We start from the raw sequence: 14830 nt of genomic DNA on the forward strand, positions 1-14830 counted from the left end.
GCCTGCTTACACAGGCGGGGCTTTTTTATCGGGACGATCAGACCAGCGGTTTGCTTTCGCGGCTGTCTTCCTCAGTCAGGGCCTGCTGAGGTGCGGTCTGTTCGACCTTTTCCTCAGTGGTGCTCTGAGCAGGTGCTGCTTCGGTTACAACCAGCGGTTCTACGGCTGGTGCTTCGATTGCCGCATTTTCAACGACAGGAGCTTCTACGGCAGGTGCCTCGACCGGTGCCGCTGGGGCTGCCTGGTTTTCGGCCTCGAGACGACGACGCTCTTCTTCTTCGCGCTTGCGGCGACGCACTTCACGTGGGTCATTAGGGGCGCGGCCCGAACTGCTGACCGGCAGGGCCGGTACTTCTACAGCTACGGGGGCTGCAGGCGCTTCGACAGCCGGCGCTTGCACGACTGGCGCTTCAACGACGGGCGCCTCGACAACCGGTGCTTCAACTGCCGGGGCTTCAACGATCGGCGATTCAACCACCGGCGCTTCGGCGATGACGGCCGGTGCCTCAGTCGCTTCAGGCTCTGCCTGGGCGACAGGTACGCTCAGCTCGGCAGACTCGGTTGCCGGAGCGTCAGTTTCTGCTACCGCCTCGACCGGAGCTTCAACGTGTGGCGTTGGCTCTGGTGTCGGTGTAAAGCGTGCTGCTGGCTGGTCGTCGGCGATGACGATCGGTGCCGGTGCCTCGCTGGCCAGTTCGACTTCTGGAGCGGCCGGGCTTGCAGGTACAGGCTCGGTGCTTTCGACAGCCGGGGCTTCAACGACAGCCGGAGCTGTTTGTGCGGCAGGTGCAGCAGGGACTTCGCTGGTAATCGTCTCGACAGCAGGTGCTTCAACGGTTTCGGCTGGAGCGTCTGCGGTGGCAGGTGCTACGGCTTCAGGGGCGTTGGCAACCACTTGTGCAGCAGGCTCGATGGCCTGGGCAGGGGTTTCGCTGGCGCGTTCGGCTTGCTGATTGGCATCGGCTTCGGCCGGGGCGCTGAGCACGCCGCCTGCAACGGCTGCTGTAACGACCAGGCCGGCGGCCACGGCGTCGCTGTGTTCATCGTTGCCAGCTTCTTCGCTGCCTTCGATGATGTTGCCGTTGGCATCGCGTTGACGCTCGCGACGGTTGCTGCGACGACGCTGGCCACGGGAGCGACGACGAGGGCGATCGCCGTCGTTGCCATCCTGTTGGTCGTCGTGCGCCTGGTCTTCAGCGTTCAGTGCTTCTTCTTCACCTGCAGCAGTGTCCTGCTCGACGCGTGGTTGACGCTCTTCACGCGGCGCACGTGGCTGGCGCTCTTCGCGTGGCGCGCGCTCCGGGCGTTCTTCACGTACGGCCGGTGTATCGGCGGCGGGTGCCTCTACCGTGCTGGCTGCCAGAGCTGCAGCTACAGGGGCGGCATCCAGCGGCTCGCGCAGTTCACGCACACGCTCTTCGCGCGGTTTGCGATCACGAGAGTTGCGCTCTTCGCGCGGGGCGCGGGCCGGACGTTCTTCACGCGGTGCAGTGTCTTCGCGAGGTTCGCGTGGTGCGCGTTCTTCACGAGGTGCGCGCTCTTCGCGCGGTGCACGTTCTTCGCGTGGGGCTCGCTCTTCACGCGGAGCACGTTCTTCGCGAGGCGCACGCTCTTCGCGTGGAGCGCGTTCGGCGCGTTCTTCGCGTGGTTTGCGCTCTTCGTCGCGACGGTTGTTGCGACCACGGCTCTGCTGACGGCCATTACGGCGTTCGTCGTTGCGCGCCGGGCGCTCGGTGCTGGCCGGTTTTTCGGCAGCGACCGGAGCGACAGGTTCAGGCTTGCTGGTGGCGAACAGGCTGACCAGCGACTTCACCAGGCCCTTGAACAGGCTGGGTTCGTGCGCCGGTACCGGTGCGGCGACCGGAGCCGGTGCTGCTTCTTCGGCAGGAACCGGAGCGTTGGCACGAGCCGGTGCGGTCTTGACCGCAGCTTCCTGGCGAACCAGGGTGCGGGTGGCGCTGACCTGCGGCACGACGTCTTCGACTTCAGCGGCGGCTGCAGCGATTTCGTAGCTGGTGTTGATGTTGGCGTCCGGGTTGTCGTCACGCAGGCGCTGCACTTCGAAGTGCGGCGTTTCGAGGTGATCGGTCGGCAGGATGACGATGCGGGCGCGGGTACGCAGTTCGATCTTGGTGATCGAGTTACGTTTTTCGTTGAGCAGGAAGGCTGCAACCGGAATCGGCACCTGGGCGCGGACTTCGGCGGTGCGGTCTTTCAGGGCTTCTTCTTCGATCAGGCGCAAAATGGCCAGCGACAGCGATTCGACGTCACGGATGATGCCGGTGCCGTTGCAGCGTGGGCAGACGATACCGCTGCTTTCACCCAGCGAAGGACGCAGGCGCTGACGGGACATTTCCAGCAGGCCGAAGCGCGAGATACGGCCGACCTGAACGCGGGCGCGGTCGGCTTCGAGGCATTCGCGGACTTTTTCTTCGACGGCGCGCTGGTTCTTGGCCGGCGTCATGTCGATGAAGTCGATGACGATCAGGCCGCCAATGTCACGCAGACGCAGTTGGCGGGCGATTTCTTCGGCCGCTTCCAGGTTGGTCTGCAGGGCGGTTTCTTCGATGTCGCTGCCTTTGGTGGCGCGCGCCGAGTTGATGTCGATCGACACCAGGGCTTCGGTCGGGTCGATCACGATCGAGCCGCCGGACGGCAGTTCGACCACGCGCTGGAAGGCGGTTTCGATCTGGCTTTCGATCTGGAAGCGGTTGAACAGCGGCACGCTGTCTTCGTACAGTTTGATCTTGCTGGCGTACTGCGGCATGACCTGGCGGATGAAGGTCAGGGCTTCTTCCTGGGCCTCGATGCTGTCGATCAGCACTTCGCCGATGTCCTGGCGCAGGTAATCGCGAATCGCGCGGATGATCACGTTGCTTTCCTGATAGATCAGGAACGGCGCAGAGCGATCCAGCGAGGCTTCTTTGATGGCGGTCCACAGTTGCAGCAGGTAATCGAGGTCCCACTGCATTTCTTCGCTGCTGCGGCCAAGGCCCGCAGTGCGCACGATCAGGCCCATGTCGGCCGGAGCGATCAGGCCGTTGAGGGCTTCGCGCAGTTCGTTGCGCTCTTCGCCTTCGATACGGCGCGAGATGCCGCCGGCACGCGGGTTGTTGGGCATCAGCACCAGGTAACGGCCGGCCAGGCTGATGAAGGTGGTCAGGGCGGCGCCCTTGTTGCCACGTTCTTCTTTTTCGACCTGAACGATGACTTCCTGGCCTTCGCTCAGGACGTCCTTGATGTTGACCCGGCCTTCAGGGTTTTTCTTGAAGTATTCGCGGGAAATTTCTTTTAGGGGCAGAAAGCCGTGGCGCTCGGAGCCGAAGTCGACAAAGGCGGCCTCAAGGCTGGGTTCGATGCGAGTGATGCGGCCCTTATAGATGTTGGCCTTTTTCTGCTCGCGTGCACCGGACTCGATGTCCAGATCGTAGAGGCGCTGGCCGTCTACCAGGGCAACACGCAACTCTTCGGGTTGAGTTGCGTTAATCAGCATTCTTTTCATGTAGTACCGTCGGTTTCCGGGCTGCCGGAAACGGCGTTCGGCACACACGACTTCTCACGGTCGGTGTCAGAGCACGTCAGGAGTGCCGAAGCGCTCCAGTTTCTGGCGAGGATCCCGGCCAACAGGGCCGGAAAGTCGCGGCGACGTTTCCTGTTTGCTGTGGTGACATAAGACACCCAGTCAGCAAAAGCTTGATCAGGAGGAGGAATCGGCCATCGGTAGCGGACGAGATGAAGCGTCTTTGAACAGCGTTGTTGCTACACAGTCCGATGGTCGTGCATCTCCGCCCTACACGTATCCCTGATAATTCGGGTGCTGCCGCGCGCAGAATCCGCAGCGGGTTGGCATTTACCGCGATCTTCCCGTGGAAGGTCGCGCATCATGGCTCGAGGCGTAGTTCGTAAGGCTTCGCTCAAAGCGCCCGGAAGCGACTGCACCTTGTGAACTGGCCGTGGGTTCTTCGCTCGGGAAGGCGAGTGTTGACTCAGCGATCCGGCGTATTACAGGCCTCATGTCACCTGCGCTCGTTACATTTCCAGGGGGCTTTGTTGTCACCTAAGCCTTGCAGGGCGGCCTCCCGCCCTGTGAATTGCGTTGGTCAGGGCCGGTTGTCAACCGTTTGTCCGCTGTCCGGCCGCTTTTGGCGGCGTTCGCGACTATAGCAGCAATCATTAAGTGCTTCAAATCCATAAAAAATTGTTATCATTCGCGGCATGACGAATATTGCCCCCCCAACCCCCGGCATCCAGCTGGTCGAGGTTGCCCCGGAACTTGCCGGCCAACGTATTGATAACTTCCTGATCACGTACCTCAAGGGCGTGCCCAAGACCTTGATCTACCGCATCGTGCGCAAAGGCGAAGTGCGGGTGAACAAGGGGCGGACCAAGCCCGAGTACAAATTGCAGGCGGGCGACATCGTGCGCATTCCGCCGGTGCGGGTGCCTGAGCGCGACGAGCCAGTGCCGGTGGCGCAGGCGTTGTTGCAGCGCCTGGAAGCGTCGATTGTCCATGAAGATAAAGGGCTGATCGTGATCAACAAGCCTGCCGGCATCGCCGTGCATGGCGGCAGCGGCCTGAGCTTTGGCGTCATCGAGGCGTTTCGCCAGTTACGCCCCGATGCCAAGGAGCTGGAGCTGGTCCATCGTCTGGATCGCGACACTTCCGGCCTGCTGATGATTGCCAAGAAGCGCAGCATGCTCCGCCATCTGCACGAGGCCTTGCGCGGCGATGGCGTCGACAAGCGCTACATGGCGCTGGTGCGCGGCAACTGGCCGGCCAGTTGCAAGCAGGTGCGGGCGCCGTTGCTCAAGAGCAACTTGCGTTCGGGCGAGCGCATGGTCGAAGTCAACGACGAGGGTAAGGAAGCCTTGACGCTGTTCAAGGTGCTGCGTCGTTTCGGTGATTTTGCCACCATGGTCGAGGCCAGGCCGGTCACCGGTCGTACTCACCAGATTCGTGTGCACACCCTGCATGCCGGGCACGCGATTGCCGGTGACTCCAAATACGGTGACGAGGATTTCACCCGCGAGATTCGCGACCTGGGCGGCAAGCGGCTGTTTTTGCATGCCTACATGCTCAATGTGCCGCTGCCCGATGGTGGCTCTCTTCAATTGCAGGCTCCCGTCGATGAGGTGTGGGCCAAGACCGTGGAGCGTTTGAGTGCGCCGTGACTATGACCTGCTGATCTTCGACTGGGACGGCACCCTGGCCGACTCCATCGGCCGTATCGTTGAGTCCATGCGCGCAGCCGCTATCACTGGCGACATGCCGGTGCGTGATGATGCGGCGATCAAGGGCATCATCGGTCTGGGGCTTCCTGAGGCCATTCGTACGCTGTACCCGGATATTTCCCCCAATGCACTGCTGGATTTTCGCCAGCGCTATGCCGACAGCTATATGGCCATGGATCAGGTGGCTTCACCGCTGTTCGACGGTGTGCTGGAGTCGATGCAGGTGTTTCGTGAGCAGGGCTACCGTCTGGCGGTCGCGACCGGCAAGGCTCGGCGCGGGCTGGATCGGGTGCTGGGGGCGCATGGCTGGCTTGAGTATTTCGATATCACCCGGGCTGTCGACGAGACGGCCAGCAAGCCTGATCCGTTGATGCTGCACCAGATCATGGCGCATTGTGATGTTGCGCCCGAGCGCTCGCTGATGATTGGTGACGCTTCGTTCGATCTGTTGATGGCACGCAATGCCGGTATGGATTCGGTGGCGGTGGGTTATGGTGCGCAATCGCTGGACTCGCTGCGCGAATACGGGCCGCGGTTGGCTATCGAGCATTTTTCCGAGCTGCGTACCTGGCTGGATGGACGTGGTAATTAGTTTTCGCAGGTGGGGTGAATGAGCTATGTCTGACCAATGGAAGGCGCCGTCGCTGGAAAAAGACGCGGCGCCGGAAGATGCCAAGAGCTGGAAGTTGCTGGAGAAAACCCTGCTGGCAAGTGTTCAGGAGCAGCGTCGAAGCCGGCGCTGGGGTATTTTTTTCAAGTTTCTGACGTTTGCCTATCTGTTCACGGCCTTGCTGCTGTTTGTGCCTTTGTTTGGCGACAAGAAAGCGTCGAGTAAAGGCGATCATACGGCGCTGGTCGAAATTCAGGGCATGATCGCCGACAAGGAGTCGGCCAGTGCCGACAACATCGTCGGCAGCCTGCGAGCGGCTTTCGAAGACAGCAAGACTCGTGGCGTGATCCTGCGCATCAACAGTCCAGGCGGCAGCCCTGTGCAGTCGGGTTATGTGTACGACGAGATTCGTCGTTTGCGTGCCGAGAAGCCGGCCATCAAGGTCTATGCGGTAATTTCCGACCTGGGCGCTTCGGGGGCTTACTACATTGCCAGTGCGGCCGATCAGATTTACGCCGACAAGGCCAGCCTTGTCGGTTCTATCGGGGTCACGGCGGCGGGCTTCGGCTTTGTCGGGGTCATGGAAAAGCTCGGTGTCGACCGGCGTACCTACACCTCGGGCGAGCACAAGGCGTTTCTCGATCCGTTCCAGCCGCAGAAGGCTGACGAAACTCAATTCTGGCAAGAAGTGCTGGCCACCACGCATCGCCAGTTCATTGCCAGCGTGAAGCAGGGGCGTGGTGATCGTCTGAAGGACAAGGAGCATCCCGAGCTGTTCTCCGGTCTGGTGTGGACCGGCGAGCAGGCTGTCGGGCTGGGGCTGGTCGATGGGCTGGGCAGCTCCAGCTATGTGGCTCGTGAGGTGATCGGTGCCAAGGATATCGTCGACTACACGATTCAGGAGTCGCCGTTTGACCGGTTCTCCAAGAAGCTGGGCACCAGCATTGCCGAGCGTCTGGCGATGTGGGCCGGTTTCACCGGACCCACCTTGCGCTGATTTCAGGGAAGGTTGACGCCTTCCTTTATCAGCATGTCCACCAGTCGAATCAAGGGCAGGCCGATCAGACTGGTGGCGTCCGTACCTTCGGTGCTCTGAAACAGGCTGACGCCCAGGCCTTCGGCCTTGAAGCTGCCGGCGCAGTCGTAGGGTTGTTCGGCGTGCAGGTAGCGCTCCAGTGTGGCGTTGTCGAGCTCGCGAAGTTTTACGCTGAATGGCACATAGTCGACCTGGCACTGGCCGGTGCGGCTGTTCAGCAGTGCCAGACCGGTCAGAAACGTGACCTGCCTGCCGCTGGCGGCCGACAGTTGCGCCAGGGCGCGCTCGAACGTGTGCGGCTTGCCGAGGATCTGCTCGCCCAGTACCGCGACCTGATCGGAGCCGATGATCAGGTGGTCGGGATGGCTGTCAGCCAGGGCCTGGGCTTTCTCTTGTGCCAGGCGCTGTACCAGTTCGATGGCGCTCTCGCCGGGCCTGTGGCTTTCGTCGATGTCGGGCGAGCTGCAGGTGAACGGCAGGCGCAAACGGGCAAGCAATTGGCGCCGGTAAGGCGAGCTGGAGGCAAGAAGCAGGGATGGCATGCGGTTCTCCACGGATTGAACGATGAATTCTAATCAGAGCCGGTACTCGGTGACAGGCCTGAATTTCCTTTGACATGCCAAGGGGTGATCCCTAGAATGCTGCGCCTATGTTGAATGACCAGATTCCACCTCACGTTGACCCTCGCAAATTGGCTGATCGCGGTACTTCCCTTGAAGGGTATGTGCAGCTGGCCGATCTGGAGAGGCTGTGCGACCCGTTGGCCGACAATGTCGGCACGGTACAAGCGAAATTCATTTTCGAGCGAGATGAGCGCCGGTCGGTGGTTTTCCACACCCAGTTGCAGGTCCCGGTCAAAATGGTTTGCCAGCGTTGTCTTGAGCTGGTCACCCTGCCGATCCAAAGCGAATGTACCTACATCGTGGTGAAGGAGGGTGCGAATACCCAGTCGTTGCCGAAAGGTTATGACGTACTGGAACTGGGCGAAGATCCTTTGGATCTGCTGGCACTGATCGAGGAAGAGCTTCTGCTTGCCTTGCCCATCGTGCCGGCTCATCAACCGGAAGAATGCCAGCAACCGGCGGGTCTCGATGAGCCCGAACCGAGCGTGGACGAGGTAACACGGTCCAACCCGTTCAGTGTATTGGCGCAGTTAAAGCGTGACCCAAACGTTTAGGAGTTAATCAATTATGGCTGTTCAGCAGAACAAAAAATCCCGCTCTGCCCGCGACATGCGCCGTTCGCACGACGCCCTCGAGGCCAGCGCTCTGTCGGTTGAGAAAACCACCGGTGAAGTTCACCTGCGTCACCACGTATCGCCAGAAGGCGTATACCGTGGCCGCAAAGTGATCGACAAGGGCGCTGACGAGTAATTTCTTGTCCGCTCCGATCATCGCGATCGACGCAATGGGCGGGGACTTCGGTCCCCGCAGCATTGTAAAGGCAAGCCTCGCCTGCCTGACTGCAAACCCCTCGCTGCACCTGGTCCTCGTCGGCCAAGCCCCCCTTCTTGAAGAACTGATCGCCCGCCAGCAGGGTGTGGACCGTACGCGCCTGCACGTTGTGCATGCCAGCGAAGTCATCACCATGGATGAGAAGCCTTCACAGGCCTTGCGTGGCAAACCTGATTCTTCGATGCGTGTGGCGCTTGGGCTGGTGGCTGGCGGTCAGGCGCAAGCGTGCGTCAGTGCCGGCAATACCGGAGCATTGATGGCGCTGTCGCGTTTCGTCCTCAAGACCCTGCCGGGAATCGACCGGCCAGCCATGGTGGCGGCGATTCCGACCCGTAATGGCTATTGCCAGTTGCTGGACCTGGGTGCAAACGTCGATTGCAGTGCCGAAAACCTGTACCAGTTCGCGGTCATGGGTGCTGTGGCCGCCGAAGTGCTGGGTGTGCCGCGACCAAAAGTCGCGCTGCTCAATGTCGGTACCGAAGACATCAAGGGCAACCAGCAGGTGCGTCAGGCGGCAACCTTGCTGCACGCGGCGTCAGGGCTCAACTACATTGGTTTTGTCGAAGGTGACGGCCTGTACCGTGGCGAGGCGGATGTCGTGGTGTGCGACGGTTTTGTCGGCAATGTCTTGCTCAAGTCCAGTGAAGGACTGGTGACCATGATTGCTGGCAGAATTGAAACCTTGTTCACGCAAGGTGTGCTTGGCAAGCTGGCGGGGGTCGTGGCTTTGCCGTTGCTCAAGCGCCTGCAAAGCGACCTTGCGCCTGCGCGACACAACGGCGCCAGTTTGCTGGGCCTGCAAGGCATCGTGGTCAAAAGCCACGGTGCTGCCGGTGTCGAAGGCCTGCAAAGCGCGATTCAGCGCGCGGTGGTGCAGGTTCAGGAAAATCTGCCGCAACGCCTGCGCGGGCGGCTTGAAACGCTATTGCAGGGGCGTGCGCAAATGTGACGCTGCCCGCGAGCGGATCATCCAAACGTTCAGTTGTGTCAATTTGGTCGTGAAGACTTGCATCATGCCGTCGGCCACGCCGGCGGCTCATTTCAAAGATAATCACTCAGGGGCCTGTTACATGTCTGCATCCCTCGCATTCGTCTTTCCGGGTCAAGGATCGCAATCGCTCGGCATGCTTGCCGAACAAGGCGCGCAACATCCGTTGATCCTCGATACTTTCGAGCAGGCGTCCGAAGCGCTGAACTACGATCTGTGGAAGCTGGTTCAGGAAGGTCCGGTCGAGCTGCTCAACCAGACCGACAAGACCCAGCCGGCCATTCTCACAGCCTCCATTGCCCTGTGGCATGTGTGGCTGGCCGAGGGCGGCGCGGTGCCTGCGTATGTCGCCGGTCACAGTCTGGGCGAATACAGTGCCCTGGTGGCCTCGCAAAGCCTGACGCTGGAAGATGCCGTCAGGCTGGTCGAGCGTCGCGGTCAGTTGATGCAGGAGGCCGTGCCGGCCGGGCAGGGCGGTATGGCTGCGATTCTCGGTCTGAGCGATGCCGACGTGATTGCTGCCTGTGCTGAAGCGGCGCAAGGCGAAGTGGTCAGTGCGGTGAATTTCAACTCGCCAGGCCAGGTCGTCATTGCCGGCAGTGCCGAGGCCGTCAAGCGCGCCATCGAGCTGTGCAAGGCGCGTGGCGCCAAGCGTGCGCTGCCACTGCCGGTCAGCGTGCCGTCGCACTGTGAGTTGATGCGTCCGGCAGCCGAGCGGTTTGCCGAATCGGTCGAAGCTATCGAGTGGCAAGCGCCGGGCATTGCGCTGGTGCAGAACGTCAGCGCCGCCGCCGTGACTGATCTGGCGATCCTCAAGCGCGATCTGCTTGAGCAGCTGTACAAGCCAGTGCGCTGGGTCGAGTCCATTCAGTGCCTGGCAGGTCTCGGTGTGACCCAATTGGTCGAGTGTGGCCCGGGCAAAGTGCTCGCCGGCCTGAACAAGCGCTGCGCCGATGGCGTAGTGACCTACAACCTGGATACCCCCGATGCCTTTGCTGCCGCGCGTGCGGCACTGGCTTGAACAAGGAGAAATCTGCATGAGTCTGCAAGGTAAAGTTGCACTGGTGACCGGCGCGAGCCGTGGGATTGGCCAGGCCATCGCTCTGGAGCTGGGGCGCAACGGTGCCGTGGTTGTCGGTACCGCGACATCCGAAGCGGGTGCAGAGCGCATCACTGCGACCCTCAAGGAAAACGGCGTCGAAGGTTTTGGCCTGGCGCTGGACGTTTGCAGCGCCGAGTCCGTCGAAGCGGTGCTGGCGACCATTCAGGCGCGCGTTGGTGCTCCTGCGATCTTGGTCAATAATGCCGGCATCACACGCGATAATCTGATGATGCGCATGAAAGACGACGAATGGCATGACGTCATCAACACCAACCTGACCAGTCTGTACCGCCTGTCCAAGGGCGTTTTGCGTGGCATGACCAAGGCGCGCTGGGGCCGAATCATCAATATTGGCTCGGTAGTCGGTGCCATGGGCAACGCCGGTCAAGTAAACTACGCTTCCGCGAAGGCTGGCCTTGAAGGTTTCAGCCGTGCTTTGGCGCGTGAGCTCGGTTCGCGTGCTGTGACCGTGAACGCGGTCGCGCCAGGCTTTATCGACACGGACATGACTCGCGAGCTGCCTGATGCCCAGCGTGAAGCCTTGCTGACCCAGATTCCTCTGGGGCGTCTGGGGCAAGCGCAGGAAATCGCCAACGTAGTGGCATTTTTGGCGTCCGAGGGTGCAGGCTATGTGACCGGGGCTACAATCCCGGTGAACGGCGGGATGTACATGTGAGCTGATGGCGACTGTTCGTTTCAAAAAAATGTAATACGAGCTGTCTAAAATCCGTTATAAAGCTGCAATCTTTCAAGGGGTACAGGGTCGGCGGGGAGTCGTAGGGGTGCGATAAGCTTGAAAAGCCCAAAACCTCTTCTATACACTTACCCTCTGGCCAGATGCCTGAACATTTCCACTAGGAGTTAAAACTAGGTATGAGCACCATCGAAGAGCGCGTCAAGAAAATCGTTGCCGAGCAACTTGGCGTCAAAGAAGACGAAGTAAAAAATGCATCGTCTTTTGTTGAAGACCTGGGTGCTGACTCCCTGGATACCGTTGAGCTGGTCATGGCTCTGGAAGAGGAATTCGAGACCGAAATCCCTGACGAAGAAGCGGAAAAGATCACCACCGTTCAGGCTGCCATCGACTACGTAAACGCCCACCAAGGCTGATTTTTCGTAATCGCTGCCTGCTGTCATGGGAAAACCGCACTGCTTTTACCGGCGTGCGGTTTTTTCTTTAAAACGATGAAGATGTTTCGCCAACGAGAGAGAAGGAGAGTCCTGTGTCGCGTAGACGCGTCGTGGTCACCGGGATGGGAATGATATCGCCACTGGGCAATGATGTACCCAGCAGTTGGCAAGGCATTCTGGCAGGCCGCAGTGGCATTGATCTTATCAAGCACACTGACCTGTCGGCTTTCACCACTCGCTTCGGTGGTTCGGTGAAGGATTTTGACGTCACTCAATACCTGGCGCCCAAAGAGGCGCGGCGGGTCGACCTCTTTATCCAGTATGGCCTGGCGGCCAGTTTTCAGGCTGTGCGTAACGCAGGGCTTGAAGTGACCGATGCCAATCGTGAGCGCATCGGCGTTGCCATGGGTTCTGGCATTGGCGGTCTGACCAACATCGAGAGCAGCAGCCGTCTGCTGCACGAGCAGGGGCCGGGACGGATTTCTCCGTTTTTTGTGCCAGGCTCGATCATCAATATGATTTCCGGTTTCCTGTCTATCCATCTGGGTGCACAGGGGCCCAACTACGCCATTTCCACGGCGTGTACCACCGGTACCCATTGCATTGGCATGGCGGCGCGCAACATTGCCTATGGCGAAGCCGATGTGATGATTGCCGGCGGTGCCGAAATGGCCGCGTGCGGTCTGGGCATGGGCGGTTTCGGCGCAGCACGTGCGTTGTCGACCCGCAATGACGAGCCTGCGCGTGCCAGTCGTCCCTGGGACAAGGATCGCGACGGTTTCGTACTGTCCGACGGTTCCGGTGCGCTGGTCCTCGAAGAGCTTGAGCATGCCAAGGCGCGTGGCGCCACCATCCTGGCCGAACTGGTCGGCTTCGGCATGAGCGGCGATGCGTTTCACATGACCTCGCCGCCCGACAATGGCGCAGGCGCTGCCCGTTGTATCGCCAATGCCTTGCGCGATGCCCGGATCAATCCCGAGCAGGTGCAGTACATCAACGCCCATGGCACCTCGACCCCGGCCGGCGACCTCGCTGAAGCCCAGGCGATCAAGAGCGTGTTCGGCGAGCACGCCTACACGCTGGCAGTCAGTTCGACCAAGTCGATGACCGGCCACTTGCTGGGTGCTGCAGGCGCCGTCGAGGCGATTTTCAGCGTGCTGGCCCTGCTCGATCAAGTGGCCCCGCCGACCATCAACCTCGACCAGCCTGACGAAGGCTGTGACCTGGACTTCGTTGCCCATGAAGCCCGGCGTATGCCGATCGATGTCGTATTGTCCAACTCCTTTGGCTTTGGTGGTACCAACGGCTCGCTGGTGTTCCGCCGGTTCAACGAGTGATGCCGGCCTGGATCGACGGTTGCCCGGCGGACACACTGTCGCTGAGCAACCGGGGTCTGGCGTACGGCGATGGCCTTTTCGAGACCATCGCCGTGAAAGCGGGCCGCCCCTTGTTGTTCGAGCGTCATCTGCAACGCCTCGACAACGCCTGCCAGCGGCTGGCCATCGACGTGGACCTGCCGCTGATCGGCGATGAAATGACCCGCTTCGCTGCACAACTGGGCGAAGGGGTCATGAAGCTGATTCTGACCCGTGGCGACAGCCAGCGCGGTTATGCCCCGGCACTCGATGCAGCACCCCGGCGCATACTCCAGGGTTCGTCGGCACCGGTTTACCCAGCCGGGCATTACCAGCAGGGTGTGCGCCTGTTCGAGTGCCAGACACGCCTGGCCGAGCAGCCGCTGCTGGCTGGCCTCAAACATCTCAATCGCCTGGAGCAGGTGCTGGCCCGTGCCGAATGGCGCGACCCGGATTATGCCGAAGGGCTGATGCGCGACATGTCGGGGCGCCCGGTCGAAGGGGTGTACAGCAATCTGTTCCTGATTCGTAACGGCGTATTGCTCACTGCGGATTTGAGCCGCTGTGGCGTGGCTGGCGTGATGCGCGAAGAAATCCTCGCTCAGGCACAAACACTGGGGATTGCTGTCGAAATCCGCGATGTGTCGATGTCCGACCTTGAGCAGTCGGACGAACTCTTTGTGTGCAATAGCGTGTATGGCATCTGGCCGGTGCGTGGGTACGCACAGTTGAACTGGCCGGTCGGGCCGCTCACCCGTAAACTGCAGGCTATTGCGTGCATGCTTCTGGGTAACTGATTCGTGATCCGAAAATTATTGGTGTTGCTGGAAACTGCCGTGGTTCTGGTTGTGCTGGGGCTCGGCTATGCGCTCTGGGAACAACACCAGGCCTTGCATCAACCCTTGAAGGTTGCCGAGGAGCGTTTACTGGATGTACCAAATGGCTCTACGCCATCGGGTGTCCTCAATCGCCTGCAAGGCGATGGTGTCATTGATGGCGCGTTCTGGCTGCGCCTGTACTGGCGCTTCAACCTGTCCGGCCAGCCGTTGCACAGCGGTGAGTACCGCATGACACCGGGCATGAGCGTGCAGGACCTGTTCGGTGTCTGGAAGCGCAAAGAAGTCGTGCAGTACAGCGTGACGCTAGTCGAAGGCTGGAATTTCCGTCAGGTGCGTGCAGCGCTGGCACGTCAGGAAAAGCTTGAACAAACCCTGCAGGGCCTCAGCGACAGCGAGCTGATGGCGCGGCTTGGCTATCCGGGCATCGTGCCCGAAGGTCGATTCTTCCCCGACACCTATCGCTATGTTCGCGGCATGAGCGATGCCGAACTGCTCAAGCAAGCCTACAAGCGTCTGGAGGATGTGCTGGACGATGAATGGCGCGACCGTGCGCCAGACTTGCCGTATGTCGATCCGTACCAGGCCTTGATCATGGCGTCACTGGTCGAGAAAGAAACCGGTGTGCCTCAGGAGCGTGGCCAGATCGCCGGGGTTTTCGTGCGTCGTCTGCAAGTGGGCATGCTGCTGCAGACCGACCCGACCGTGATCTACGGCATGGGTGAGCGCTACAACGGCAAGATCACCCGCGCCCACCTCAAAGAGCCTACGCCCTACAACACCTACGTCATTGCCGGCTTACCGCCGACGCCGATTGCCCTGGCCGGTCGCGAAGCGATCAATGCTGCCCTGCATCCGGTGGCCGGGCGCAGCCTGTATTTCGTTGCCAAGGGCGATGGCAGCCATGTGTTTTCGGCCAACCTGGACGAGCACAATGCGGCAGTGCGCGAGTATCAGATCAAGCGCCGCGCCGATTACCGTTCAAGTCCGGCGCCGTTGACTGCGCCGGCCACCGACTCAACCCCTGCGCCAGCCGACCCTGCCGAGGCTGGGCAAGCGCCCGGTGACGAGCCGGTTGCGCAATGA

14 protein-coding genes are annotated in these 14830 nt (G+C 60.8%); 12 read left to right on the top strand and 2 right to left on the bottom strand.

What is annotated here, in order from left to right:
* Positions 1 to 37 precede the first annotated feature (37 nt).
* Positions 38 to 3493, bottom strand: a complete 3456-nt coding sequence (rne, locus tag ACYP2A_RS25390; RefSeq protein WP_459748679.1) for a ribonuclease E — start codon at positions 3491 to 3493, stop codon at positions 38 to 40.
* Between the two features lie 722 nt (positions 3494 to 4215).
* Between rne and rluC the strand changes: the two genes are divergently transcribed.
* The 3 genes from rluC to ACYP2A_RS25405 are packed head-to-tail and all read left to right on the top strand — an operon-like array spanning position 4216 to position 6839.
* The gene (gene rluC / locus ACYP2A_RS25395; protein ID WP_459748680.1) at positions 4216 to 5172 is read left to right on the top strand and encodes a 23S rRNA pseudouridine(955/2504/2580) synthase RluC; all 957 of its coding nucleotides are present in this window, start codon (positions 4216 to 4218) and stop codon (positions 5170 to 5172) included.
* The gene (locus ACYP2A_RS25400; RefSeq protein ID WP_459748681.1) at positions 5162 to 5824 is read left to right on the top strand and encodes an HAD-IA family hydrolase; all 663 of its coding nucleotides are present in this window, start codon (positions 5162 to 5164) and stop codon (positions 5822 to 5824) included. Before rluC ends, ACYP2A_RS25400 begins: the two co-directional genes overlap by 11 nt.
* A 25-nt stretch (positions 5825 to 5849) precedes the next feature.
* On the top strand, positions 5850 to 6839 hold the full coding sequence (locus tag ACYP2A_RS25405) for a S49 family peptidase (protein ID WP_459748682.1): 990 nt from the start codon (positions 5850 to 5852) through the stop codon (positions 6837 to 6839).
* A 2-nt stretch (positions 6840 to 6841) separates the two neighbouring features.
* Here the strand turns inward: ACYP2A_RS25405 and ACYP2A_RS25410 are convergent, their stop codons facing one another.
* Positions 6842 to 7420, bottom strand: a complete 579-nt coding sequence (locus tag ACYP2A_RS25410; RefSeq protein ID WP_459748683.1) for a Maf family protein — start codon at positions 7418 to 7420, stop codon at positions 6842 to 6844.
* A gap of 107 nt (positions 7421 to 7527) precedes the next feature.
* On the opposite strand from ACYP2A_RS25410, the gene ACYP2A_RS25415 reads away from it, so the two are divergent.
* From ACYP2A_RS25415 to mltG, 9 genes are all read left to right on the top strand, one after another.
* Positions 7528 to 8055, top strand: a complete 528-nt coding sequence (locus tag ACYP2A_RS25415) for a YceD family protein (protein ID WP_459748684.1) — start codon at positions 7528 to 7530, stop codon at positions 8053 to 8055.
* A gap of 13 nt (positions 8056 to 8068) precedes the next feature.
* The gene (gene rpmF, locus ACYP2A_RS25420; protein WP_010447173.1) at positions 8069 to 8251 is read left to right on the top strand and encodes a 50S ribosomal protein L32; all 183 of its coding nucleotides are present in this window, start codon (positions 8069 to 8071) and stop codon (positions 8249 to 8251) included.
* 4 nt (positions 8252 to 8255) lie between these two features.
* Positions 8256 to 9281, top strand: a complete 1026-nt coding sequence (plsX, locus tag ACYP2A_RS25425) for a phosphate acyltransferase PlsX (protein ID WP_459748685.1) — start codon at positions 8256 to 8258, stop codon at positions 9279 to 9281.
* 121 nt (positions 9282 to 9402) lie between these two features.
* Entirely contained in the window at positions 9403 to 10341 is a 939-nt protein-coding gene (gene fabD / locus ACYP2A_RS25430; RefSeq protein WP_459748686.1) for an ACP S-malonyltransferase, read from the top strand.
* Between the two features lie 16 nt (positions 10342 to 10357).
* Positions 10358 to 11098, top strand: coding sequence for a 3-oxoacyl-ACP reductase FabG (fabG, locus tag ACYP2A_RS25435; protein WP_459748687.1), 741 nt, complete (start codon positions 10358 to 10360; stop codon positions 11096 to 11098).
* Between the two features lie 197 nt (positions 11099 to 11295).
* Entirely contained in the window at positions 11296 to 11532 is a 237-nt protein-coding gene (acpP, locus tag ACYP2A_RS25440; protein WP_459748688.1) for an acyl carrier protein, read from the top strand.
* Between the two features lie 113 nt (positions 11533 to 11645).
* Positions 11646 to 12890: a beta-ketoacyl-ACP synthase II gene (fabF, locus tag ACYP2A_RS25445; RefSeq protein WP_459748689.1), complete on the top strand. Its 1245-nt coding sequence runs from the start codon at positions 11646 to 11648 to the stop codon at positions 12888 to 12890.
* Positions 12890 to 13705 (top strand): aminodeoxychorismate lyase, encoded by an 816-nt coding sequence (gene pabC / locus ACYP2A_RS25450; RefSeq protein ID WP_459748690.1) that lies wholly within the window; start codon positions 12890 to 12892, stop codon positions 13703 to 13705. Before fabF ends, pabC begins: the two co-directional genes overlap by 1 nt.
* 3 nt (positions 13706 to 13708) lie before the next feature.
* Entirely contained in the window at positions 13709 to 14830 is a 1122-nt protein-coding gene (gene mltG / locus ACYP2A_RS25455) for an endolytic transglycosylase MltG (protein WP_459748691.1), read from the top strand.

The organism is Pseudomonas sp. 3A(2025) (assembly GCF_054589175.1).